23 protein-coding genes are annotated in these 25,085 nt (G+C 65.0%); 19 read left to right on the forward strand and 4 right to left on the reverse strand.

The window, feature by feature from the left end; translation table 11 throughout:
- Nucleotides 1–469 precede the first annotated feature (469 nt).
- Nucleotides 470–1,855 carry an MATE family efflux transporter gene (locus QXZ85_RS08030; RefSeq protein ID WP_315761630.1) on the forward strand — a complete coding sequence of 462 codons (1,386 nt, stop codon included), beginning with the start codon at nt 470–472 and terminating at the stop codon, nt 1,853–1,855.
- Nucleotides 1,856–1,858: 3 nt separating this feature from the next.
- On the opposite strand, the gene QXZ85_RS08035 is transcribed toward QXZ85_RS08030, so the two are convergent.
- Complete coding sequence (locus QXZ85_RS08035; protein ID WP_315702395.1) at nt 1,859–3,001, reverse strand: FUSC family protein; 1,143 nt, start codon at nt 2,999–3,001, stop codon at nt 1,859–1,861.
- 127 nt (nt 3,002–3,128) lie between these two features.
- Between QXZ85_RS08035 and QXZ85_RS08040 the strand changes: the two genes are divergently transcribed.
- The 5 genes from QXZ85_RS08040 (at nt 3,129) to QXZ85_RS08060 (ending at nt 9,555) form a co-directional block, all read left to right on the forward strand.
- Nucleotides 3,129–4,499 carry an MmgE/PrpD family protein gene (locus QXZ85_RS08040; protein ID WP_315767735.1) on the forward strand — a complete coding sequence of 457 codons (1,371 nt, stop codon included), beginning with the start codon at nt 3,129–3,131 and terminating at the stop codon, nt 4,497–4,499.
- A gap of 114 nt (nt 4,500–4,613) precedes the next feature.
- On the forward strand, nt 4,614–5,531 hold the full coding sequence (locus QXZ85_RS08045; protein ID WP_315702393.1) for a pirin family protein: 918 nt from the start codon (nt 4,614–4,616) through the stop codon (nt 5,529–5,531).
- 43 nt (nt 5,532–5,574) lie between these two features.
- Entirely contained in the window at nt 5,575–6,489 is a 915-nt protein-coding gene (locus QXZ85_RS08050) for a phosphoribosylaminoimidazolesuccinocarboxamide synthase (RefSeq protein WP_315702392.1), read from the forward strand.
- Nucleotides 6,490–6,620: 131 nt separating this feature from the next.
- Nucleotides 6,621–8,819, forward strand: a complete 2,199-nt coding sequence (locus QXZ85_RS08055) for an SLC26A/SulP transporter family protein (RefSeq protein ID WP_315761624.1) — start codon at nt 6,621–6,623, stop codon at nt 8,817–8,819.
- Between the two features lie 133 nt (nt 8,820–8,952).
- Nucleotides 8,953–9,555 carry a hypothetical protein gene (locus QXZ85_RS08060; protein ID WP_315702390.1) on the forward strand — a complete coding sequence of 201 codons (603 nt, stop codon included), beginning with the start codon at nt 8,953–8,955 and terminating at the stop codon, nt 9,553–9,555.
- A gap of 7 nt (nt 9,556–9,562) precedes the next feature.
- Here QXZ85_RS08060 and QXZ85_RS08065 read toward each other — a convergent pair whose 3' ends face one another.
- Both QXZ85_RS08065 and QXZ85_RS08070 read right to left on the reverse strand, forming a co-directional pair.
- Nucleotides 9,563–11,059, reverse strand: coding sequence for an NAD-dependent succinate-semialdehyde dehydrogenase (locus QXZ85_RS08065; protein WP_315702389.1), 1,497 nt, complete (start codon nt 11,057–11,059; stop codon nt 9,563–9,565).
- Between the two features lie 104 nt (nt 11,060–11,163).
- On the reverse strand, nt 11,164–11,484 hold the full coding sequence (locus tag QXZ85_RS08070; protein ID WP_315729980.1) for a hypothetical protein: 321 nt from the start codon (nt 11,482–11,484) through the stop codon (nt 11,164–11,166).
- Between the two features lie 324 nt (nt 11,485–11,808).
- Here QXZ85_RS08070 and QXZ85_RS08075 point away from each other — a divergent pair, with 324 nt between their 5' ends.
- Nucleotides 11,809–13,002, forward strand: a complete 1,194-nt coding sequence (locus tag QXZ85_RS08075; protein WP_315761622.1) for a serine hydrolase domain-containing protein — start codon at nt 11,809–11,811, stop codon at nt 13,000–13,002.
- 163 nt (nt 13,003–13,165) lie between these two features.
- Here the strand turns inward: QXZ85_RS08075 and QXZ85_RS08080 are convergent, their stop codons facing one another.
- On the reverse strand, nt 13,166–14,167 hold the full coding sequence (locus QXZ85_RS08080; protein ID WP_315743530.1) for an adenosine kinase: 1,002 nt from the start codon (nt 14,165–14,167) through the stop codon (nt 13,166–13,168).
- 70 nt (nt 14,168–14,237) lie between these two features.
- On the opposite strand from QXZ85_RS08080, the gene murJ reads away from it, so the two are divergent.
- The 12 genes from murJ (at nt 14,238) to QXZ85_RS08140 (ending at nt 25,083) form a co-directional block, all read left to right on the forward strand.
- Nucleotides 14,238–15,794, forward strand: a complete 1,557-nt coding sequence (murJ, locus tag QXZ85_RS08085; RefSeq protein ID WP_315747545.1) for a murein biosynthesis integral membrane protein MurJ — start codon at nt 14,238–14,240, stop codon at nt 15,792–15,794.
- A 46-nt stretch (nt 15,795–15,840) separates the two neighbouring features.
- On the forward strand, nt 15,841–16,893 hold the full coding sequence (gene trpS, locus QXZ85_RS08090; RefSeq protein WP_315702384.1) for a tryptophan--tRNA ligase: 1,053 nt from the start codon (nt 15,841–15,843) through the stop codon (nt 16,891–16,893).
- Nucleotides 16,894–17,008: 115 nt separating this feature from the next.
- The gene (locus QXZ85_RS08095; protein WP_315702383.1) at nt 17,009–17,503 is read left to right on the forward strand and encodes a universal stress protein; all 495 of its coding nucleotides are present in this window, start codon (nt 17,009–17,011) and stop codon (nt 17,501–17,503) included.
- 92 nt (nt 17,504–17,595) lie between these two features.
- Nucleotides 17,596–18,165, forward strand: coding sequence for a NifU family protein (locus tag QXZ85_RS08100; protein WP_315702382.1), 570 nt, complete (start codon nt 17,596–17,598; stop codon nt 18,163–18,165).
- Nucleotides 18,166–18,421: 256 nt separating this feature from the next.
- Nucleotides 18,422–19,120, forward strand: coding sequence for a tRNA (adenosine(37)-N6)-threonylcarbamoyltransferase complex dimerization subunit type 1 TsaB (gene tsaB / locus QXZ85_RS08105; protein ID WP_315702381.1), 699 nt, complete (start codon nt 18,422–18,424; stop codon nt 19,118–19,120).
- A complete protein-coding gene (gene rimI, locus QXZ85_RS08110; protein WP_315702380.1) occupies nt 19,120–19,602 on the forward strand; it encodes a ribosomal protein S18-alanine N-acetyltransferase in 483 nt (160 codons plus the stop codon). Before tsaB ends, rimI begins: the two co-directional genes overlap by 1 nt.
- Before the next feature lie 44 nt (nt 19,603–19,646).
- A complete protein-coding gene (locus QXZ85_RS08115; protein WP_315702379.1) occupies nt 19,647–20,102 on the forward strand; it encodes a Fur family transcriptional regulator in 456 nt (151 codons plus the stop codon).
- Nucleotides 20,102–20,818, forward strand: coding sequence for an HAD family hydrolase (locus tag QXZ85_RS08120; protein WP_315767756.1), 717 nt, complete (start codon nt 20,102–20,104; stop codon nt 20,816–20,818). The genes QXZ85_RS08115 and QXZ85_RS08120 overlap by 1 nt, the downstream gene beginning before the upstream one ends.
- A gap of 81 nt (nt 20,819–20,899) precedes the next feature.
- Nucleotides 20,900–22,303, forward strand: coding sequence for a tRNA (N6-isopentenyl adenosine(37)-C2)-methylthiotransferase MiaB (gene miaB / locus QXZ85_RS08125; protein WP_315702378.1), 1,404 nt, complete (start codon nt 20,900–20,902; stop codon nt 22,301–22,303).
- 4 nt (nt 22,304–22,307) lie between these two features.
- A complete protein-coding gene (locus tag QXZ85_RS08130; protein WP_315702377.1) occupies nt 22,308–23,345 on the forward strand; it encodes a PhoH family protein in 1,038 nt (345 codons plus the stop codon).
- A 68-nt stretch (nt 23,346–23,413) separates the two neighbouring features.
- Nucleotides 23,414–23,923: an rRNA maturation RNase YbeY gene (ybeY, locus tag QXZ85_RS08135; RefSeq protein WP_315767733.1), complete on the forward strand. Its 510-nt coding sequence runs from the start codon at nt 23,414–23,416 to the stop codon at nt 23,921–23,923.
- 2 nt (nt 23,924–23,925) lie between these two features.
- Nucleotides 23,926–25,083, forward strand: coding sequence for a hemolysin family protein (locus QXZ85_RS08140; RefSeq protein WP_315702375.1), 1,158 nt, complete (start codon nt 23,926–23,928; stop codon nt 25,081–25,083).
- Nucleotides 25,084–25,085 lie beyond the last annotated feature (2 nt).

The raw sequence follows: 25,085 nt of genomic DNA on the forward strand, positions 1-25,085 counted from the left end.
GCGTACGGCGAAGTCGTATGGTCCTGACCTCCCGACGCTGAGGTCAAGTCTGCGGCGCGATCCGCAGGTGACGGTGGCCAACAAGCCCGGCGCACCGGGGAGAGTACGTATAAGCCGTTCCAACTATCGCGCGGGGAAGGCCGGATGTGCGGCCAGACCTGTGGTGACTGCCGCCTGCTTTTTCTTCTGCAGGCGGGCCATGGGTGTGGCCAAACACCCGGCCTTCCCCGCCCCTCCTCGTTTCGAGGGAGACGCTTGGCGAGCATCACTCGGGCATGTCGTGCCGCGAGAACGCGAACTGACGCCCCGATGTGATCAACAAGGCACGAGAGCAGACCCCGATGCTTGCCATCACGAACGGAGACATCGACGAGCTCGCCGTACAGATCGTCGCTCCCACGTCGCCGCCATGGACGCAACTTGCTCTCGCGATGTGCACGGCACGGCAGAGGCTGCTATGATGACGATCATGACCTCCTCAGCCGGAACCAACCACGCGCCGCCAGCCGCGGCGCTGACCACCCCGTTCGCGCACGAACTTTGGGACACCGTGCGCCTCGCCGCACCGATGGCGCTGACGCAGCTGTCGCAGATCGCGATGATGTCGACCGATCTCGCCTTCATCGGCCGGCTCGGCGGTGAGGCGGTCGCGGCTGCCGCATTGTCCGGAACCGTCTATTTCGTCAGCTTCACCGTCGGCATGGGCCTGATGTCGGCCGTGGCGCCGCTCGCCGCGCAAGCCTTCGGTGCTTCCGATCCCGCGCTCGTGCGCCGCTCGCTCCGTGTCGGATTGTGGGTCGGCCTGTTCATCGCGCTGCCGATCATGGCGATCTCGTTCAACGGGGAAGCGATCCTGGTTGCGCTGGGTCAGGCGCGAGGCGTTGCGCATCTGGCCCAGCAATATCTACTCGGACTGGCCTGGGGCGTGGCGCCGGCGCTGTGGTTCCTGGCGCTGCGCAGCTTCATGGGTGCGGTCAATCGGCCCGAGCCGGTGTTGTGGATCACGCTCGCGGCGATCCCCATCAACGCGCTGCTGGTCTATCCGCTGCTGTTCGGCCATTGGGGCCTGCCGCAGCTCGGGCTGACCGGCGCCGGCCTCGCCACCTCGCTCGTCAATCTCACGACCTTCGTCGCCGGGCTGTGGTTCGCAATCCGCCGTCCACCATTCCGCGGCTATCACGTCCTCGCACGGCTCTGGCGCATCGACTGGCGGCTGATGTGGCAGCTGGTCGTGATCGGGGCACCGATCTCGCTCGCCTTTCTGCTCGAATACGGCATGTTCTCGGCCGCCGCGCTGCTGATGGGGCTGATCAGCACCACCGCACTCGCGGCGCATCAGATCGCCCTGCAGGTCACGGCGGTCCTGTTCATGATCCCGTTCGGCATCAGCATGGCGGCCACGGTGCGGGTCGGCCACGCCGCAGGGCGCGGCGATGCCGGCGGCATCAGGCGCGCGGGATGGATGGCGATGCTGCTCGGCGTTACGCTGGCCGTGATCCTGACCTTAGCCGTCATCGCCGCACGATTTCCGATCGTACATCTGTTCCTCGGCGATGGCGCAACGGACGTTGATGCGACGGCGGCCCTCGCCGCCGGCCTGCTCGCCGTCGGCGCCACCTTCTTCGTCACCGATGCGCTGCAAAGCATTGCCATTGGCGCGCTGCGCGGCATCAAGGACACCCGTGTGCCGCTGCTGTTCGCGATCCTCGGCTACTGGGTGATCGGCTTCCCGGCCTCCTACGCGCTCGGCCTTCACACTTCGCTCGGTGCGACTGGAATCTGGATCGGGCTCTCGGCCGGGACAGCCCTCTATGCCAGCCTTCTCATCCTGCGCTTCGTGAAGCTGAGCAGATAGGCATCATGCGCCGGCCGTATCGGTGGATTCTTCGGGGCGCGATGGTTCCTTCTTCGCGCGCGACGGCGCATCGGACCACTCCGCCACCACGCGTTCGAGATCGACGAGATTCTGCCGCATCTGTTCCAGCGAGAAGCCGAGCGCGAAGAACCGTTCGGCGGCATCGGCCGGCATGCCGTGTGTCAGCCCCTCGCTGCGCACGATCGCAACCTGCTCGGCATAGGCCTTGACGGCGACATGAACGGGCCAGATCGGCGGCGGCTGGGTGCGGGCGCGCAAGCTCGCTGCGCAGCCGCGAAGGTAGGAGGCGATGGCCTCGCTGAGTCTGCCCACCGGACCGGCGAGCCGCGCCTGCAGCTCCGACGGCAGCGGCACCACGCTGGCGCGGCCGATCATCACCACGTCATGGCGCAGCCGCAGGATGGTGCGCAGCATCGGCCCTGTGTCCGCCCCCGACGACAACCGCGCCGAACGCTCGCGCTCGGCCTCCGCGCCGGTGGCGTTCAGATCAACCAGCGCGGCGCCGATGCCATCCTGGATCCGGTGCAGCGCGTCATTGTCGCGACCGCGCGACAGGCCCGCCAGCAGCTCGGTGAATGCCGCTGCGATCAGCTCCAACAGCCGTCCCGCCGCGCTGCGGATCTGCACATGCGCGCGCGACGGCAGCACCAGGAACGACACGGCAAGTCCGGTGAATGCGCCCACCGCGACCTCGCAGACGCGATCGATCGCGGAGCCCACCGGATCGAGATGGCCCATGGTCGGCACCAGCAGCACGATCACGGCGGTGACAGTGGCCGCACTCAGGCTTGGATTGAGTGCAGCGATCAAGGCCAGCGGCGTCACCGCCAGAACCAGCATGCCCAGCAATTGCAGCTCGCCGGAATGCGGGATCAGCACCGTGATGGCGCCGCCATAGATCGCACCGCCGATCGTGCCGAACATGTAGTCACGCGTCGCCTTCAAAGATCGGCCGACACTGCCCTGCGTGACGATCAGCGAGGTCAGCACCGCCCAGAGCGGCAGCATCAGATGCAGGGCGCTGGCAGCCGCGAATGCCGCCGCGGCCGCGACCGTGCTCCTGACGGCGAGCGCCAGCTGCGCCTTCCTGGCACGCAAACGGCCGAACAAACTGGAGAGAAGCATCGTGCTTTCCGCTTGAAACAACAGATCGGCGCAAACACAGATTCGGCATGGCAGCTTCTCGCCACGCCGAAGCCGCTTGAACTGGTGAATCGCCACGCCTACCCTACCGGCAAACCGAGGAAACACGATGGCCCAGGAAACCGCAACACTCGCCGGCTATGTCGCCGCGCTGAATTATGACGACATCCCGCCGGAAGTCCTGGAGCGCGCCAAGGTCCTGGCGCTCGATTTCCTCGGCAGCGCGATCCGGGCGCGACGCGAGGCGGAATCGACACCGTCGATGCTTAAAATGCTCGCCGGCTTGAAGCTGGATGCCGCGGGCGAAGCCACCGTGTTCGGCGATTCCAGGACCTGGACACCAGCGATCGCCGCGCTCCTGAACGGTGCCATGGGCCATTCGCTCGATTTCGACGACACCCACGCCGATTCCTCGTTGCATCCGAGCGCTCCGGTGGTGCCGGCCGCCTTTGCCGTCGGCGAAATGGTCGGCGCCTCCGGTCGCCAGGTGCTGACCGCGATCGTAGCGGGATACGAAGTCTGCTGCCGGCTCGGTAACGCGCTCGATCCGACCTCGCATTACGCGCGCGGCTTCCATCCCACCGCGACCGCCGGCACCTATGGCGCCGCCGCGGCCGCCGCGAAATTGTTCGGCCTGTCGGAGCAGCAGATCATCTCGGCATTCGGCGTCTCCGGCAGCCAAGCTGCGGGCTCGCTGCAGTTCCTGGTCAACGGCGCCTGGAACAAGCGCTACCAGGTCGGTGCCGCCGCGATGAACGGCGTGATTGCGGCCACACTCGCCAAGAACGATTTCGTCGGCGCGATCGAATCAGTCGAAGGCAAGCACGGCCTGCTTGTCGGCTACAGCGATACGCCGCATCCCGAGAAAGCCGTCGCCGGGCTGGGCACGACCTTTGAAACGATGAAGATCGGCGTGAAGCCCTATCCGAGCTGCCGCTACACCCATGCCGCGATCGATGCGCTGATCGCGCTGCGGCGCGAGCACAATCTGACGCCCGACCAGGTCAAGCGGGTCGAGATCGGCCTGCATCGGAACGGCATCACGCTCACCGGCGACGCCGCGACCAAGCGGCATCCGACCTCCATCGTCGGCGGCCAGTTCTCGATGTTCTTCACCGGCGCGCTCGCACTGGATCAAGGCCGCTTCGGCTGGGATGATTACAACCGTCTCGGCGATCCCGCGATCGACGCGCTGGCCGACAAGTTCGATGTCGTTCAGGACGACCGGCTGGAGATCGGCCGCAGCCATCCGTTCGGTGCGCGCGTGGCGATCACGACCGAGCACGGCGTGCACGAGCGGCTGCATGACGATCCCTCCGGCGAGCCGAGTTCGTTCCCGACCTCGCAGGCCATGAGTGAGAAGTTCTTGACCCTCGCCCGCCCGGTGCTCGACGGTGGAGCGCAACAATTTGCCGAGGCGATCCTGTCGCTGGAGCGGTTCGATCGCGTGTCGCAGGCGACGGAGTTGGGGCGGCAATAGGAGCTCCATTTCGCACCGGCGGACCGTGAACCTCGCCGCACGCGGAAGCCGGGGCCACAAGCCGCATTTGCTGGTAGTGTGCAAGAAGCCCAGGTGGTTTCTCAGGAGGTGCTCATGAGCTGGATGCCGTCAAACGATCCCGAGCTGGGCGATCCCGTCACCTGCGATGCGCTGGAGCTTGTCATCGTGCCACGCACGCGCGATCTCGGCGATGGCTTTGCGGTGCGTCGCGCGCTCCCGCATGGCCGGCGGCAGATGGTCGGGCCGTTCATCTTCTTCGATCATTTCGGCCCGGTGCAGTTCATGTCCGGCAAGGGCATGGACGTACGGCCGCACCCGCATATCGGACTTGCCACCGTCACCTATCTGTTCGACGGCGCCATCATGCATCGCGACAGCGAGGGCAATGTGCAGGAGATCCAGCCCGGCGCGATGAACCTGATGACCGCCGGGCGCGGCATCGCCCATTCCGAGCGCACGCCGGACCTGCAGCGGCAGAACGGACAGAAAATGCTGGGCCTGCAGAGCTGGATTGCGCTGCCGGTCGAGGCCGAGGAGATCGCGCCGAGCTTCCAGCATTATGCCGCGAGCGATCTGCCCACCGTACAGGACACCGGCTTCGCTGCGCGCATCATCGCCGGCCGCGCCTTCGGGGCGAGTTCGCCGGTGTCGATGGTCTCGCCCTGGTTCTATGTCGAGGTGACGGCGGACGCCGGCACCAGCGTGCCGCTCGATCCCGATCATGAGGAGCGCGCCATCTATCTTGTCGACGGCGAGGTCGAGATCGCGCGCGAGCGGTATGAAGGGCCGCGGCTGCTGATCTTCCGCCCGGGCGACGCCATCACCGTGCGCGCCATCACGCCGGCCCGGATGATGTTCTTGGGCGGGAATGCGCTGGAGGGCCCGCGCCACATCTGGTGGAACTTCGTCTCCTCGAGCCGGGAGCGGATCGAGCAGGCCAAGCAGGACTGGAAAACCGGCCGTTTCGCGCCCGTGCCGCAAGAGCACGAGTTCATTCCGCTGCCGGAATAGGGTAAGTCCTCCACACGATCCTCACGTCCTCGAAAGTACCGTCATGACCACGCTTCTCGCCAGCAATCTGCCGCTTCCCAAGATCGGGCGCGGCAAGGTCCGCGACATCTACGCCGTCGGCGAGGACCGCGTGCTGTTGCTCACCACCGACCGCATTTCCGCTTTCGACGTGGTCATGGCCGAGACCATCCCGATGAAGGGCGCGGTGCTGACGCAGATCTCCGCCTTCTGGTTCAACGAGCTTGAAGGCGTGGTGCCGCATCACATGATCACGGCGGACGCCGATGCCATCATCGCGGAAGTGCCTGGTTTGAAAGATCATCGTGGCGAGATCCTCGGGCGCGCGATGCTGTGCAAACGCACGAGCGTGTTTCCGATCGAATGCGTGATCCGCGGCTATCTCTCGGGCTCGGCCTGGAAGGAATATGCCGCAAGCGGAACGCTGGCCGGCGAGAAGCTGCCGGAAGGCCTGGTCGAGAGCGCCAAGCTCGATCCCGCGATCTTCAGCCCGGCCACCAAGGCCGAGACCGGACACGACGAGAACATCACGATCGCCCGCATGCGGGAGGTCGTCGGCGACGAGGTGACCTACACACTCGAAAGCATGACGCGCGCGATCTACACGCTGGGCGAGGAACTCGCCCGCGAGCAGGGCATCATCATCGCCGACACCAAGTTCGAATTCGGCCGCGACCAGGAAGGGCGCATCATCCTGATCGACGAGGTGATGACGCCGGACTCCTCGCGGTTCTGGGCGGCCGACGCCTATCAGCCTGGCCGGCCGCAGCCGAGCTTCGACAAGCAGCCTTTGCGCGACTACCTCGATGCCGAACGGCGCGCGGGCCGCTGGAACGGCGAAGCGCCGCCGCCGCCCTTGCCGGCCAGCGTGGTGGAGGCGACCAGCAAACGCTATCTCGATGCCTATCGGCGCATCACCGGCCGGGAGCTTGCGATCTGAGCTGCCCTCCAGCGTCGCGCCGTCGCTTCCTGCCCATTTCGCGGGTGGAATGGCACTTGTCGTAAGTTTGTAGTTTGCGTGCCAGTGTCCCTCGCTGCCATTGGCACGGAGTTGTTGAGAGCATTTTTTAGATGACGATTCTATCGGTCGGCGCCAGTCCGGCGGGACGGCGCGCATTTGACGACGTTTTTGGCGGGCTCGCTGCCAGTGCCCTCACCATCACCTACGGCCTATCTTACGCGCTCCTGATCTTCGCCGGGCCGCTGGCCCCCTATCTGGGTCAGGGGCTGGGCATCACCTTCATCGTCTCCGCGGTGCTGGCGCTGGTCCTCGCCTTCGGCAGCTCGCTGCGTTTCGCGATCGGCGCGCCGGACAGCTCGACGGCCGCAGTAACAGCGATCCTCACCTCGTCGCTGATCGACCGGATCGTCGCGGTCGACCCCAATGCATCGATCTTCGCACCGGCCGTCATCACGTTCGGCCTCACCAGCATCGCGACCGGTCTCGTCCTCTGCGGCTGCGGCATGAGCCGGCTCGGGCGCGCCATTCGCTACGTGCCCTATCCCGTCGTTGGCGGCTTCCTCGGCGCCACCGGCGCGCTGATCGTGTTCGGCGCGATCCGCGTCATCACCGGCCAACGGCTACAACTGGGCTCGCTCGCCTCGTTCGCCAATCCGCAGACCGCCTACCAGCTCACCGCGGCGCTCGCGATGGCGCTTCTGCTCTATTTGACCTGGCATCGCTCGCGCAGTCCGTTCGGGCTTCCGGCGATCCTGGTCGCGGTCACCCTGGCCACGCATGTCGGGTTCCGGCTTGCCGGCATTTCCCCGGCGGATGCGCAAGCGATGGGTTGGACCTTCCAGCCACCCGGGCAAGCCTCGTTCGTCTGGGGCTGGGACCTGCATGCGCTCGCCCAGTATCCATGGCACATGTTACCCGACATGTCCGGCGATCTGATCGCAGTCGCCTTCGTCACCGCGGCGAGCACGCTGTTCAATACTGCTGGCATCGAGGTCGCAACCCATCGCGAGGCCGATATCGAGCGCGAGCTCACCGCCACCGGTATCGCCAACATCCTGTCCGGCCTGCTCGGCGGCTATACCGGCTGCATCTCGATCAGCCGGACCATTCTCAATTTCAAGGCCGGCGGAAGCGGTCGCCTCTCCGGCGTGACGGTCGCAGCCGTCTCGGTTCTGATGCTGGTACTCGCTCCGTCGTTGCTCGGCTACATGCCCAAATTCGTGCTCGGCGGGCTCCTACTCTATCTCGGTGCCGATACGCTGCACAAATGGGCCGTGCAATCGCGGCGGCGATTGTCCCGTACCGACTATGTATCGCTGCTTGCGATCATCCTGATCATCCTGCAATGGGGCTTCATCGCCGGGATCCTGATCGGGGTCCTGATCGGATGCATCGCTTTTGCGCTCAGTGCTTCGCGCATCAATTCGATCAAATACAGCTTCGATGGCACCGAATATCGCTCTTCGCTCGATCGTTCGCGCCACGACCAGGCGCTGCTTGCTACGCACGGCAGCGAGATCCAGGGTCTCAATCTGCAGAGCTACCTGTTCTTCGGCTCGGCGAACCGACTCTACCAGTACGTCAAGGCGTTGCTCATGCGCCGGCCCGAATGCCGCTTCCTGGTGTTCGACTTCAAGCTCGTAACAGGGATCGATTCTTCGGCTGCCTATAGCTTCGCCCAAATCAAGCGGGTGGCGCAGGAGCGCGGTATCAAGCTGGTGCTCGTGCATGTGCCGCCCGCCGTCGAACGCGCGCTGCGCGCCAGCGAGTTCATTACACCGGACGTCGCGATCGCGCCGGAGCTCGATCATGCGTTGGAATGGTGCGAAGACGCGATCATTTCGCGCCACCAGGGACATCAGCGGGAAGAAGCATCCCTGCGCGACTGGTTCGCCCAGATCTTGGGTAGCCAGGAGGAGGCCTCTGAGCTGATGCATCGTTGCGAGCGGCTCGAGGTAGCTGCCGGCAGCACGATCGTTCGCGCCGGCGACGCCGCCGACTCCATGCACTTCATCCTGGACGGCCGCGTCGGCGTGATGATCCCGGCCGAGCATGCCGGCGCCACCCGGGTGCGCAGCCTCGGCCGCTACACCACGATCGGCGAGATGGGCTTGGTCGCGCACACGCCGCGCAGTGCCACGATTCAGGCCGAGACCGAGAGCGTTCTCTACGTCCTGACGACGCGACAGTTCGAGGCCATCACGCGCGACCGGCCGGCGCTGGGGCAAAAGCTGCTGGTCTATTTCGTCACCGTGATGGCCGAGCGCTTGAGCTTCGCCAACCGCGCCATCGCGGTGCTGCGGCGATAGGCCGCGCGGCTGCGAAGGGCCGGGCGACGGAGCTTAATTGCTCGTTAACCTAGCCGGCATAATCGGGTCATTGTCACGGTTTGTAACGACCAGAGACATTGAGAAAAGAGCATCCGAGCTCTTTGCATCGCACATGGCCGTCGTCCAAAGCACCAGCCGGATATCTCCCGCCATGGAGCGGATGTATCACCAGAGCAATCTGCTCGGTGAATGGAAAGGCACTTGGACCGCCAACAATCAGACCGTCAGCTTCAAGGTGGTGAACATCCGCGGCTCCCAGGCCGTGGTTGAATACACCCACAATGGACGGACCGAGCGCGGCATCGGCACGGTCAACGGCTCAACCATCGACTTCGGCTCAGTCACGCTCGGGACCAAGAACGGCAAAAAGGCGGTATTGCTGTTCTCGGCCGGCGGCGGCAAGGCGACCGCGCTGCTCGACAAGCAGTCGCCGGCTGCCGACCAGAGCAACCTGACCGGCAGCTGGGCAGGCTATTCGGCCAACAACGGCAAGAGCGCCAGCTTTCGCGTGCTCTCGGTCAGCGGCAACGAGGCCCAGGTCAGCGTCACCACGGACGGCATCACGCGCCAGGGCACCGGGATCGTGTACAAGAATGTCATCATGTTCGGGCAGTCGCAGATCTCGACCGACGACGGCAAGAACGGCAAGGTCATCTACCAGATCGGGAACAAGTCCTACATGGTTCCGGTGAGCAAGCTTCCGAAGTCGGCCTGAGCTGAGCTCAAACCCCCGCCATCATCACATATTTGATCTCGAGATATTCCTCGATGCCGTGATGCGAGCCTTCGCGGCCGAGGCCACTCTCCTTGACGCCGCCGAACGGCGCGACCTCGGTGGTGATCAGGCCGGTGTTGACGCCGACCATGCCGGACTCCAGCGCTTCCGCCACTCGCCAGACCCGGCCGAGATCGCGGGCGTAGAAGTAGGACGCAAGACCGAACGGCGAGGCGTTGCACATCGCGATCACGTCCGCTTCGTCCTTGAAGCGGATCACGGGTGCGAGCGGGCCAAAGGTTTCCTCGCGCGCCACCAGCGCATCGGCCTTCACATTCGACAGCACAGTCGGCTCGAAGAAGGTTCGCCCCAATGAAGAGCGCTTGCCACCGGTGACGACCTTGGCGCCACCGCCCACCGCATCGGCAATGTGGCGTTCGACCTTCTCCACCGCTTCCGCATTGATCAGCGGCCCCTGCACCACGCCGGGCTCGGTGCCATCGCCGATCTTCATCGCCGCCACTTTCGCCGCGAGCTTCTCGACGAAAGCGTCGTAGATCTTGTCCTGCGCATAGAGGCGGTTGGCGCAGACGCAGGTCTGGCCCATGTTGCGGTATTTCGAGACGATGGCGCCCTCGACCGCTGCATCCAGGTCGGCATCGTCGAACACGATGAAAGGCGCGTTGCCGCCGAGCTCGAGCCCGAGCTTCTTCACCGTGCCGGCCGACTGGCGATACAGGATCTTGCCGACCTCGGTCGATCCGGTGAAGCCGACGAAGCGCACCGCCGGATGCTCGCACAACACCTTGCCGATCGGCGGCGCATCGCCGGTGATGATGTTGAACACGCCCTTCGGCACGCCGGCGCGCTCGGCCAGAACGGCCAGAGCCAGCGCGCTCAGCGGCGTTTCGTTGGCCGGCTTGAGCACCACGGTGCAGCCCGCGGCCAGCGCCGGCGACACCTTGCGGGTGATCATCGAGTTCGGGAAATTCCAGGGCGTGATGGCGCCGCACACGCCGATCGGCTGCTTGATCGCGAGCAGGCGCGCGTCGGGCTTCTGCGTCGGAATGGTCTCGCCATAGACCCGCCGTGCTTCCTCGGCGAAAAACTCGATATAGGCCGCACCGATGTCGACCTCGCCGAGCGCCTCGGCCAGCGGCTTGCCCTGTTCGGAGGTCAGGATCAGCGCGAGATCCTCGCGGTTGGCTGCGATCAGCTCGAACCATTTGCGCAGGATGTTCGAGCGCTGCTTCGCGGTCAGCTTCGCCCAGGCGGGAAAGGCTAGCGCGGCAGCCTCGACCGCCTTCGTCGCATCGTCAGGCCCGAGCTGGGCGACCTTCGCGAGCTCGGCCCCTGTCGCTGGATTGTTCACGGCGAACACCGGCGAGCCGACCCACGCGCCATCGATGTAGCACTGTTCGCGCAACAGCGAGGGGTCCTTCAGACGGTCCCGCAAGTTCTGCTGTGACGACTGAGATGCGCGTGCGGCGGCGGTCGGGGTCATGAGCGGTCTCCTCACAGGGTGCGGATTTTGCGCGAATATAACGGCGACGACGCCATTACGCACCGCGCAAATGCGCAGAGCACCTCAGCCGACCAGATGCGGCCTCAGGCCGCGCCGCTCAGATAGGTCTCACGCTGCCCGATCATCCGCTCGGCCGCGGCCTTGGCGTCGGCCTTGGTCGAGGTCGCACAGGTGCGGTATTCGAGATCGGGCAGCGACGCAGGATCGCGCCGTCCAAACCAGGACTTCGGGCCGACGGGCAGCAGTGCCAAAGCCTGCGCCACATTGTCGACCGCTCCGAACGAATGCAGCGCTCCGGTGGCGGCGACGCGGACTTCGTAGATGCCGGGCGTGATCGGCGCTTCGATATTGTCGCCGCGGCCCGGTCTCGGGTACCGCTTCCATTCGCTCCAGGTCGAGATCATCTTGCCCCCTCATGACGGTCGTCGTCGCCAGCCTGTCTCATTGCCGCCGCAACTGCCGGCCTTGCCGAACTCATTGACACACAGATAGTTTCAAGGCGCCCCACGCCAAGCGCGGCCGGCGCATGACGCCCATGCACCGCGGCGATTACGACCGTAGCCACAATTCCCTCGAACTCTAAAAGTCCGTGGCTCGTCTTCCCGTCGGCGCTTTCGCTGTCGCATCATCACGAGATCGCGACCGGTCGCCCTTCCGGGAGTTCTTGCCGAGCAGCACGGGCGAGACAACAATCGCCTTACCAAAAATCAAAACAGCGGGAGGACCTCATGCAGAACCAGACAGACATCGATCGGCTGCTGCGCCAGAAGGCCGATGCCGGCGCTATTCCCGGCGTGGTCGCCGTCGCGGCCAGCGGGAGCGAAGTGATCTACCAGGGCGCGTTCGGCAAACGGGACCTGAGCAAGGACGATCCAATGAGCACGGATAGCGTGTTCTGGATCGCCTCGATGACCAAGGCGATCACCTGCGCCGGCGCGATGCAACTGGTGGAGCAGGGACGGCTGTCCTTGGATGCACCGATCGGCCGAGTCTTGCCGGACCTTGCCGCGCCGCAGGTGCTGGAAGGTTTCGATGCCAAGGGCGATCCCATCCTGCGCCCCGCAAAGGCTGAGATCACACTGCGCCAGCTCATGACCCACACGGCAGGCTTCTGCTATGACATGTGGAACGGCGACATGGTCGCCTATGCAGAGAAGGCTGGACTGCCCGGAATCATCAGCTGCAAGAACGATGCGCTGAAGACGCCGCTTGCCTCCGATCCCGGCACGCGCTGGGAATATGGCATCAACATCGATTTCGTCGGCAAGGCGATCGAGGCCGTGACCGGTCAGAAGCTCGATGCCTACCTGCATAAAAATCTGTTCGCCCCGCTCGGCATGACCGACACCGGGTTCAAGCTCGGCCCGTCGCAACGCGAGCGGCTGGTCGCCATGCACGCGCGTGGTGCGGACGGCGCGCTGGCGTCGATCCCGTTCGAGATGGAACAGGAGCCGGAATTCCACATGGGCGGAGGCGGGCTCTACGGCACCGCGGGCGACTACATCAAGTTCACACAGATGATCCTGAACAAGGGCCGCGGCAACGGCAACCAAGTGCTCAAGCCGGAGACCGTCGGCACGATGTGCGAGAATCACATCGGCGAGCTGGAAATGACCAAGATGGTCGCGGCGGTCCCCGGCGTGACCAACGATGTCGATCTCTATCCGGATATCGTCAAGAAGTGGGGCTTGAGCTTCATGATCACCACGGCCCGCACTCCGGAAGGGCGGAGCGCCGGGAGCCTCGCCTGGGCCGGACTTGCCAACACCTATTACTGGATCGATCCCGCGCGCGACGTGACGGGCGTGATCCTGATGCAGGTGCTGCCGTTTGCGGACAAGGAGTGCCTCGAAGCCTTCGCCGGCTTCGAGCGCGGCATCTATGCCGGGCTCGATGCGGCGGGCGGCAAGCAGGCGGCGTGACCTTCCGGGGTCATCATGGCCGGGCTCGATCCGCCTGCGCGGCCAAAGCCGACTCGGCGAGGCCGCGGCCCGGCCACCGACGCACGAGCATAGAGCGAAGACGTTGATGCCCGGGACCAGCCCGGGCATCACGTGCCAGGATCGGCAGCTTCAAGTTTTCCGTCTAAACCGGCAGACCGTTTTGCTCGGCAAGCTCTTTCAGCGAGAGCTGCGGCCGCGCGCCAATATGTTGGATCACCTCGGCGGCTGCGAGACCGCCAAGCCGGCCGGCGTTCTCATAGCCAGCCTGGCGCACCAGGCCGAACAGGAATCCGGCCGCGAACAGATCGCCCGCGCCGGTGGTATCGATGAGATTGTCGATCGAAAACGCCGGTACCGAGATCACGCCGTCATTCGAGACGACGACGCATCCCTTCTCGCTGCGGGTGACGATGCCGAGCGTGGCGTCCTCACGCAGCTGCTTCAGCGCGCCGTCGAAATCCGAGGTCTGATACAGCGAGTGCAGCTCAGCCTCGTTGGCGAACACGATATCGACAGTGCCACCGCGCATCAGGTCAAGAAACTCGCCGCGATAGCGATCGACGCAGAACGCGTCCGACAAGGTCAGCGCCACCTCGCGTCCCGCATCATGCGCGATCGTGGCAGCCTTCACGAAGGCATCCTTGGCATCCTTCGGATCCCACAAATAGCCTTCCAGATAAGTGATGCGCGAAGCCGCAATCTGCCCGGCATCGATGTCGTTAGGCGTCAGCTTCTGGGCCGCGCCGAGATAGGTGTTCATGGTGCGCTCGCCGTCCGGCGTCACCAGGATGTAGGTGCAGCCGGTGGCCGGGCCGTCCGCGGCAGGCAGGGTGTCGAACACCACGCCGGCGGAGCGGATGTCGTGGGTGTACATCTTGCCGATCTGGTCGTCCTTGACCTTGCCGACATAGGCGGTGCGCGCACCGAAGCTCGCGAGCCCTACGATGGTATTCGCAGCCGATCCCCCGGACATCTCCGTGGCCGGACCCATGTCGCGGTAGATTGCGGCCGCCCTCGCCTCGTCGATCAGGGTCATGCTGCCCTTGGCCATGCTGTGCTTGGCGAGGAAACCTTCGTCGGTCTGCGCCAGCACGTCGAAAATGGCGTTACCGATCGCGAGAACGTCGAACTTTGCGTCAGTCATCCACCGGCCCCGTCTGCGGCGATTGCGAAAGGCTGGGGCCTATCACAAGCCGTGCTGCTATAGAAGCCCGATGATCCGATCTTTTCTCACCATGGCTTCGGGGACACTGGCCTCGCGGCTGCTCGGCTTCGTCAGGGACTCGTTGATGGCCGCGCTACTCGGCACCGGCCCCGTCGCCGACGCCTTTCTTGCCGCGTTCCAACTGGTCAACGTCATCCGCAGATTGCTGACCGAGGGTGCGCTCAACGCTGCGCTGGTGCCGGCCTGGCTGCGACTGCGTCAGAACGAAGGCGCGGCCGCGGCGGCCGCCTTCGCCGGCCGTGTGCTCGCCACGTTCAGCGCCGGAGTTATCGCCACCGCAGCGCTGCTGGCACTCCTAATGCCAGTCGTCATGACCGTGCTCGCGCCCGGCTTCGCGGGCGAGGAGACACTGACCATCGCCGTCGATGACGCCCGGCTGATGCTGCCCTATCTCGCCTTTGCCGGACCTTCGACGGTGCTGCTCGCGCTCGCGAGTACCCACGGGCGCTTTGCGCTGACGGCGTTTTCGCCGCTATTGTTCAATCTCGTGCTGATCGCCGCGACGATCGCGCTGCTCGTCGTGCCCGGCGAGCCGGCGTTTGCGGCTTCGATGCTGGCGGCCACCGTCGGTGTCGCCGGCCTGCTGCAGCTCCTGATCCTCTTGCTGCACCGGGGCCGCAATGACGCAAGACCATTGCGCATCTCGCTCGATCCTGAGCTTCGCGCTTTCATCGGCAAGGCGCTTCCCGGCATGATCGCCAGCGCGGCGCCGCAGTTGCTTGCAGTGGCAGGAGCGATCATCGCCTCGGCGCAGAGCTCGGCGGTGTCCTGGCTCTATTTCGCCAACCGCCTGATCGAACTACCGCTCGGCATTGTCGGCGTCGCGATGGGGACCGTATTGGTGCCGGAGCTGACGCGCGCCGTCCATGCAGGCGACAAGACGGCCATCGCACAGGCGCAATCGCGCGGCATCGAACTCACGATCGGCCTGGCTCTGCCTGCAACCCTGGGACTGATGCTGCTCAGCCATCCCATCGTCGCCTTGCTGTTCGAGCATGGCGCGTTCACCCCCGAGGATACGGCCGCCACTTCGGGCATCCTGATGTGGCTTGCGGCGGCGCTGCCTGCGCAGGTCCTCACCAAAGCACTCGCGCCCGGCTTCTTCGCGCGCAACGACACGCAGACACCGCTGCGAGCCACCTTGATCGGGTCCGGCGCCGCGATCGCGCTGGGCTTCCTGCTCGGGCAAGTGCTGGGTGCCGGCGGCATCGCGGCGGGGCTGGCGCTCGGCGCCTGGGCCAATACGCTGGTGCTGATCCGGCGCGGCGCGGCACGCTTCGGCTTTGCGATCCAGCCGGCGTCACGGCGCCGGCTGCCGCGCATCGTGCTCGCCGCCATCATCATGGGCGGCGCGCTTTGGCTCGCAACGACGGTCACGGGCGCGCACCCTCCACAGCACGTTCTGAGCCGGGCGATCGTCCTGCTGGCGCTGATTGCGACGGCGGTGGCCGTCTACGGCGTGCTCCTTCGGGTACTCGGCGTCATCGGCTGGCGCGAAACCATCCGGGCGATCCGGCGAAAGCCGCCCCGCGACTTGCACGTTTAGGGCGCTCGTGCCAAACGACGCAGCAAATCTGCAGGGAATATCGACCATGGCTTTCGTGGAACGGGTTTTTTCGGGCGTCCAGCCGACCGGCAATCTGCATCTCGGCAATTATCTCGGCGCCATCGTCAACTTCGTGAAGATGCAGGAGACCCACAACTGCATCTATTGCGTCGTCGACATGCACGCGATCACGATGCCGGTCGATGTATGGGGCGGCCCGGCGGAACTGCCGCGCGCGACGCGCGAGGTGACGGCGGCATTCATTGCAGCCGGCATCGACCCGAAGAAGCATATCGTCTTCAACCAGAGCCAGGTCTCGGGCCATGCCGAGCTCGCCTGGATCTTCAACTGTGTCGCGCGCATCGGTTGGCTCAACCGCATGACCCAGTTCAAGGAGAAGGCCGGCAAGGACCGCGAGAACGCCTCGGTCGGCCTCTACGACTACCCGGTGCTGATGGCGGCCGACATCCTGCTCTACCGCGCCACCCATGTGCCCGTCGGCGAAGACCAGAAGCAGCACATGGAGCTGGCGCGCGACATCGCACAGAAGTTCAACAATGATTTCGGCGAGTCCATCCGCAGCAACGGCTTTGGCGACGGCGTGTTTTTTCCGATGCCGGAACCGTTGATCCAAGGGCCGGCGACGCGCGTGATGTCGCTGCGCGACGGAACCAAGAAGATGTCGAAGTCTGATGCCTCGGACTATTCGCGCATCAACTTGACGGATGATGCGGACACGATCGCGCAGAAGATCCGTAAGGCAAAGACCGATCCGGAGCCGTTGCCGACCGAGGAGAAGGGTCTGGAACCACGACCCGAGGCCGACAATCTGGTCGGCATCTACGCCGCGCTGTCGAACCGCAGCAAGGCGGACGTCTTGCGCGAATTCGGCGGCGGTCAATTCTCCAGCTTCAAGAACGCGCTGGTGGAGCTGTGCGTGGCCGAGCTCGCGCCGATCGCGGCCGAGATGAAGCGGCTCACGGCGGACCCCGGCTACGTGGATTCCGTTCTGGTCGACGGCGGCGAGCGCGCGATGGCGATCGCCAGCGAGACGATGCAGACGGCCAAGGACATCGTCGGCTTCATTCGCAAGCGCTGAACCTCGGCGGCATGAGGGCCGCCCTCGCGCCCGAGGGCAGCCCTCCCAAAGCGGCGCCGGTTATGGCAGCATGATGCCGTTTGACGTCGGACGACCTCGAGCGAGCGAAGCATCGATGTCCCCTCAGCGGCAGAGCTATCAGACCGGGCACACGCCGAAATGCCTCGTTGTCGTCGACGACAGCGCAGAGTGGGACCGCGCGCTGCGCTATGCGAGCCGCTGGGCGATCCGCAGCAGCGGCGGCATCGTGATGCTGCGCATCATCGAGACCGAGGACCAGAACCAGCAATGGCTGGGTGTCGCCGACCTCATGCGGGCGGAGGCCCATGACGAGGCGAACGCCGCGCTGGATCGCGGCACGGCGCTGGCGGCTGCCGCCGGCGCCAGACCGCCGGAACGGGTCATTCGCGAAGGCGACCCCACCGAGCAGATCCTGACCACGATCGAAGCCGATGCCGACATTGCGGTTCTGGTTTTGGCGGCCAATTCCGGCGCGGAGGGGCCAGGTCCCCTGATCACGCAAGTCACCAATACCGTCGGCACGTTCCCGATTCCGGTGCTGATCGTGCCGGGCGACCTCAAGGATGCCGAGATCGACGCGCTGGCATAGCCGGCCTGCTGTCTTGATCGTGCGCCCGCAGGCGCCATCTGATAGAGAAGCCCCCACACGCCGGCCTTGAACCGGCGCTGCCGGAGAAAACCATGTTCATCCAGACCGAAGCTACCCCCAATCCCGCAACATTGAAGTTCATCCCGGGCCGCCTCGTACTCGAGACCGGTACGATGGAGTTCAACAGCCGAGACGCCGCCGCGCGTTCGCCGCTCGCCGCGCGCCTGTTCGACGTCGAAGGCATTACCGGGGTCTTTTACGGCGCCGACTTCATCACGGTGACCAAGGACGGCGGCGAGTGGCAGCACCTCAAGCCGGCGATCCTCGGCGCCATCATGGAGCACTACATGTCGGGCGCACCGCTGCTCGCCGACGGCAGCGTAGCCAATGACGAACTCGCCGACGAAGACGACGAATTCTACGATGAGGCCGATGCCGAGACGGTCGACATCATCAAGGACCTGATCGAAACGCGCGTGCGTCCTGCGGTCGCCAATGACGGCGGCGACATCACCTTCCGCGGCTTCAAGGACGGCATCGTCTATCTCAACATGAAGGGGGCCTGCTCCGGCTGCCCGTCGTCGACCGCGACGCTGCAACACGGCATCCAGAACCTGCTGCGGCACTTCGTGCCCGAAGTGGTCGAAGTCCGCCCAATGTAAGAAGGCCATTGGGGAGCTGCGTCCATTCGCCGCTCCCCAATCGCTCCCCGCCCGCCGGCGAACATCTTCAAGCGGCCGTTCGCCCGCAGAATCTTGGCTTAATCCCCCATATTTTCAACCATTTAGACTTCCATCGGGCGCACCGAGGTGCGATATTGAGCCCGTTCTATTCAGTAAGAATAACGAACTTTACCGCATTGGCCTCAGAGATGAGGCGTCCGCCGCCCCGACTCGGGGCGACAACCACACCGACACGATGTTGATTCTCGCCATCGATACCGCACTGGATCATTGCGCTGCCGCGGTGCTCGACACGGATACGGGCAAGATGCGCGCCCTCGAATCACAGCCGATGAAACGCGGTCATGCCGAGGCGCTGATGCCCATGATCGCACGCCTCATGGAGCGGTCGGGGATGTCCTTCGCGGCGCTCGATCGCATCGCCGTCACGACGGGCCCTGGCAGCTTTACCGGGCTGCGCGTCGGCCTGTCGGCCGCGCGCGGCATTGCGCTGGCCGCCGACAAGCCGGTAGTCGGCGTCACCACATTGTCGGCCTATGCGGCTCCTGTCGTCAGCGAGGATGGCCCGCATCCCGTGATCTCGGCGATCGATGCCCGCCATGATCAGGTCTATTACCAAGTGGTCGCCGGCAGCGGCGACGAACTCGTCGCACCGCAGGTGGCGCCGGTCAGCGAGGCGCTGGCCGCCGCGCGGTTTGGTGCAGTGCATCTGGTCGGCAACGCTGCCCAGCTCTTGGCCGAACGCTGGCCGATCGATGCCGAGCCTCCAGTGAGTGTCCAGACGCAGGCCGCGCCCGACATCACGTGGATCGCCTGGCTCGGGGCCGCGGCGGATCCCGAGCGCGCGAGCGCCCGCCCATTCTACTTGCGGGCCCCTGACGTCAAGCTCCCTGCAGAAATACCGCACGCGGCCGCGCAGACGGCAACGTCGTGATGGGCTGGCTTTCACTGTTGTGCGGGGGCGGCAAGCCGGCGGTCGAGGCTGCCTCATTGCGCGATGCAGCGAAGCTCGCGCAGATCCATGCTGCGTCATTCCACCGCGGCTGGGGCGAGAGCGAGTTCGAGGCCATGCTCGCCGAGCGCAACACACTGGTGCACCGCCTGAGGCTGCGACGGCGCACCGTCGGCTTCATCGTCTCGCGCATCGGCGCCGACGAAGCCGAGATTTTATCCGTCGCACTTGACCCAAATCAGCGCGGCCGCGGATTTTCTCGTCATCTGCTGTTGACGCATCTGGGTCATTTAGCGGGCCGCGGCGTACGGACGGTGTTCCTCGAAGTCGAAGAGAACAACCAGCCAGCGCGACGTCTCTACGAACGGGCCGGATTTGCGACCGTGGGGCGGCGCGAACGCTATTATCTGCAGCCCGGCGGGGAACAACTGAATGCACTTCTGATGCGCCGGGACTTGTCGTAGTATGAGCTTGGTGGCAGAAAGCGGACCCCTTAAGGCGAGAGACCATGACGTCCTTGAAAACCGTTACACCCGTGCTGCAATCCTCCGATATCGAGGCGCGCTGCGCCGCGACCGGTATGCGCATGACGGAGCAGCGCCGCGTCATCGCGCGCGTGCTGGCCGAAGCAGCTGACCATCCCGATGTCGAGGAACTATACCGGCGCTGCGTCGCAGTGGACGACAAGATCTCGATCTCGACCGTCTATCGTACCGTCAAGCTGTTCGAAGATGCCGGTATCATCGAGCGGCACGATTTCCGCGAAGGCCGCGCTCGCTATGAGCAGATGCGCGACAGCCACCACGATCACCTGATCAATCTGCGCGACGGCAAGGTGATAGAGTTCACCTCCGAAGAAATCGAGAAGCTGCAGGCGGAGATCGCGCGCAAGCTCGGCTACAAGCTGGTCGACCACCGGCTCGAGCTGTATTGCGTTCCGCTCGAAGAGGAAACGAGCAACTGATCCGGCCATCTTCCGTCGCACCTGTCGATCTCGTCATTTTTGATTGCGACGGCGTCTTGGTCGACAGCGAGGTGATCTCCTGTCAGGCCCACGCCGACGTACTCAGCCAATGCGGCTATCCGATCACGGCCGATCAGGTGTTCGATCGCTTCCTGGGCCGCTCCGCCAAGCAGGCGCGCCTGGAAATCGAGGCCGAACTGGGGCGCAGCCTGCCGGACAACTTCAACGTGCTGCTGCAGGAGCGGCTGTTCGGCGCGTTCGAGGCCGACCTTCGGGCCATCGAAGGGATCGCGCACGCGCTCGATGCGCTCGATGTGCCGGCCTGCGTCGCTTCCTCCGGTTCGCACCAGCGCATGCGGGTCAGCCTGGGCGCCACGCGCCTCTATGACCGCTTTGCACCGCATATCTTCTCCTCCTCGCAGGTCCAGAACGGCAAGCCCGCTCCCGACCTGTTCCTGTTCGCGGCCGCACAAATGCGGGCCGCCCCTGGCCGCTGCCTCGTCGTCGAAGACAGCGTAGCGGGCGTGACCGGCGCGGTGGCCGCCGGGATGACCGTGTTCGGGTTCTACGGCGGCAGCCATTGCCGGCCCGACCATGGCGCGACCTTGCAGGCGGCGGGCGCGCACTTGACCTTTGACGATATGGCGAAATTGCCGGCCTTGCTCGGCCAATTGGGCGCCAAAAACGCCCTGATCGCTGGATTTTCAGCCGGTTAGACTATATCTGAGGCCGCATCGGGTTTGGCGCCGGATAGGTGCCGTATTCACCGCGAATCAGGATCCAACCAAGCGGGATTTATGACGCCGCCGCGCAAGCTGCATATCAAGTCCTATGGCTGCCAGATGAACGTCTACGATGCCCAGCGCATGGTGGATACGCTTCAGCCTGAGGGCTTTGTCGAGACCGCAAGCGCTGAGGACGCCGATCTGGTGATCCTCAACACCTGCCACATCCGCGAGAAGGCGTCCGAGAAGGTCTATTCGGAACTCGGCCGGCTGCGGCTGGCCAAGGACGAGGCGGCGCGGGGCGGCCGCACCATGCGGATCGCGGTAGCCGGATGTGTGGCCCAGGCCGAAGGCGAGGAGATCGTTGCGCGTGCGCCGGTCGTCGACATCGTGGTCGGCCCACAGAGCTACCACCACCTGCCCGATCTCCTGAAGCGTGCCGGCGGCGGGGAACGCGCCATCGCCACTGAATTTCCCGCCGACGACAAGTTCGGCTACCTCGCCAAGCCCAAGCCCGAGACCATCCGCGCGCGCGGCGTCTCGGCTTTCGTGACGGTGCAGGAGGGCTGCGACAAGTTCTGCACCTTCTGTGTGGTGCCCTATACGCGCGGCAGCGAAATGTCGCGCCCGGTCGGCAGGATCGTCGACGAGATCAGAGACCTCACCGAGAACGGGGTGCGCGAGATCACCCTGATCGGGCAGAACGTGAATGCCTATCATGGCGAGGGCCCTGACGGGCGGAGTTGGACGCTCGGCCGGCTGTTGTACCGGCTTGCCGAGATTCCGGGGCTCGCACGGATCCGCTATTCCACGAGCCACCCGAACGACGTCGACGACAGCCTGATTGCCGCGCATCGCGACCTGCCGGCTTTGATGCCCTTCATCCATCTGCCGGTGCAATCCGGCTCGGACCGGATCTTGGCGGCGATGAGCCGCAAACACCGGGCGATCGATTATCACAAAGTCATCGACCGGTTCCGGGCGGCGCGCCAAGATATTGCATTTTCATCGGATTTCATCGTCGGTTTCCCGGGCGAGACCGAGGAAGATTTTCGCGCCACTCTCGCGCTTGTCGCACAAATCGGCTACGCTGCGGCGTATTCCTTCAAATATTCGCCGCGACCGGGCACGCCGGCGGCGGAGATTCGGGAGACGGTGTCTTTAAGCGAGATGGACGCGCGATTGGAGCGACTCCAGGCCTTGATCGACAGCCAGCAATCGGCCTTCAACAAGGCCGCGATCGGTACGGTTGTCGATGTGCTGTTTGAGCGGCCAGCGCGCAATCCCGGACAGATCGTCGGCCGCACCGCCTATCTGCAGCCCGCACACGTGATGGCCTCACCTGACATCATTGGGCAGGTACTGCCGATCAGAATCGACAGCCTGGAGCGCTACAGCCTGCTCGGTGAGCTCACAAGCCCGGCCGCGCCGCAGAACACGCAGGCTGCGGCATCCCCCGTCATCATCGGAGCCTGACCCCTTGCCCAAGAGCGCATCGGATTCCTCCTCGCTCGCTCCAAGCCGCAAGTTCGATCGCAACATGTCCATTCCACCCGAGGCACAGGTCGTCATCGATTTTGACGACAATCGCGCAGCTTCCGCGCTGGTCGGCCCCTACGGCCAGAATCTCGCTCTGATCGAGCGGAGGCTGGGAGTCGTGGTGGATTCCCGCGGCAACCACATCACCATCGGCGGCTCGCGTGATGGCTGCGATGCGGCACGGCGCGTGCTGGAATCGCTCTACGCCCAGGCGGTGCAGGGTCATGATCTCGGACAGGGCGATGTCGATGGTGCGATCCGCGCCGTGGTCGCGCAAGGCTCGCTGTTCGAGTTCGACGCCAAGGGCGCGAAGTCCGGCTTCGAGAGCATCAATTTGCGCAAGCGGCCGGTACGGGCGCGCACCGCCGCGCAGGATTCCTACATCCGCGCCTTGAAGCGCCATGAGCTCGTGTTCGGCGTTGGACCTGCCGGCACCGGCAAGACCTGGCTCGCGGTTGCGCATGCCGCACAGCTGTTCGAGCGCAAGGAGGTCGATCGCATCATCCTGTCGCGCCCGGCGGTGGAAGCCGGCGAACGGCTCGGCTTCCTGCCCGGTGATCTGCGCGAGAAGGTCGATCCCTACCTGCGGCCGATCTATGACGCGCTCTACGACCTGATGGATGCGCGGATCGTCGAGCGGGCGCTCCAAGCCGGCGAGATCGAGATCGCCCCGCTCGCCTTCATGCGCGGGCGCACGCTGACCAATGCCGCCATCATTCTGGACGAGGCGCAGAACACCACGTCCATGCAGATGAAGATGTTCCTAACCCGGCTCGGCGAGAACAGCCGGATGATCATCACCGGCGATCCGTCGCAGGTCGACCTGCCGAACGGGCAGACATCGGGCCTTGCGGAAGCCGCGCGGCTGCTGGACGGCGTCGACGGCATTGCACAGGTGAAATTCACCGGCGAAGACGTCATTCGCCATGAGCTGGTGGCGCGCATCGTCGCCGCCTATGAGGGCGCCAAGGAGCGCTGACGCGGGAGCAAGGATGCCAAGCGCACGTCATCAAATCAGCGTCCGCTTCGCACAGACCCAAAGCCGAGATGCCACAAAGTATTCTTCCAACGACCGAGGTCATCGTCGCCGCCGATTGCTGGCAAGAGCAGCCAGAGGCCGAAGCCATCATCCAGCGCGCGATCGTCGCCGCGGCTGAGACGGTCGACGCCGATGTCGGCGAAGCTGAGATTGCGGTGATGCTGACCGACGACGCCGGCATTCGCACCTTGAACAGCAATTGGCGCGGCATCGACAAGCCCACCAATGTGCTCTCTTTCCCCGCGCTGCAGCCGACCGGTCCGCGCGACGAGGACGATGCGCCGCGCATGCTCGGCGACATCGCGATCGCCTATGAGACGATGCGGCGCGAGGCGGACGAGGAGCAAAAGCCATTCGATCATCACTTGAGTCATCTCACAGTGCACGGCTTCCTGCATCTGATCGGCTACGACCACGAAACCGATGAAGAAGCCCAGGAGATGGAAACGCTCGAGCGGGAGATCCTGGCGCAGCTGGGGATTCCCGATCCCTACGCGGATCGGGAGCGGATGAATTGACGATGACGGATTCAGAGCCAATTCACGACAATCCGCGCAATACGCGCAATTTGCCGGCCGTGGTGCCGCAGGGCGAAGCCGGACGTTCGCCGAGCGACAACTGGCTGTTGCGCGCGATCCGCAGTCTGTTCGGCTGGAAGGCCGGAAATTCGGTGCGCGACGACCTTCAGGTCGTGCTCGACGCATCCACGCCGGACGATATCGGCTTCTCCGCCGTCGAGCGCACCCTGCTGCGCAACATCCTCGATCTCCATGAGCGCCGCATCGCCGACGTGATGGTGCACCGGGCCGACATCGTGGCGGTCAAGCGCGACATCCCGCTTGGCGAACTGATGAGCCTGTTCGAGAGCGCCGCGCACTCACGTCTCGTCGTCTACAACGACACGCTCGACGACCCCGAAGGCATGGTCCACATTCGCGACCTGCTTGCCTTCATGACGGCGCAGGCGCGCGTGCCCGAGGCGGTCAAGGCCAAGCGCAAGAAGCCGCTGCCGGCCGGCCTTGACCTGCGACTGGTCGATCTCGCGATGCCGCTGGCGGACGCCAACATCATCCGCAAGCTGCTCTATGTGCCGCCTTCGATGCGGGCGATCGACCTGCTTGCGCAGATGCAGGCTTCGCGCATTCACCTCGCGCTCGTCGTCGATGAATATGGCGGCACCGATGGCCTGGTCTCGATCGAGGACATCGTCGAACAGATCGTCGGCGAGATCGACGACGAGCATGATAGCGATCAGCCGCCGGCCATCGTCCGCCAGCCGGACAACTCCTTCATTGCCGACGCGCGCGCCAGCCTCGACGACGTCCGCTCCGTGATCGGGGAGGACTTTGTCACCGGAGAGGCCGGCGAGGGAGTCGAGACACTCGGCGGCTATCTCGTGAACCATGTCGGCCGGCTGCCGGTCCGTGGCGAATTGATTTCCGGACCGGGCAATTTCGAGGTCGAGGTGCTGGATGCCGATCCGCGGCGCGTCAAGCGCCTGCGCATTGCTCCGCGCAAGGACCGGCCCGCACCGCGCAGCCAGCGCGAGAGCCGGCGGCGCGAAGCGGCGCCGGACGCAGACCTTCCTGCTGAACCTGCGCAACCGCCGGATGCGGGGCAGGTACCGAACAACGACAGCAGCAGCCCGCAAGCCGGCGACGGAGCAGGCTCGCAGTGACG

This window comes from Bradyrhizobium sp. SZCCHNGR1005 (assembly GCF_032489995.1).
Classification (GTDB): domain Bacteria; phylum Pseudomonadota; class Alphaproteobacteria; order Rhizobiales; family Xanthobacteraceae; genus Bradyrhizobium.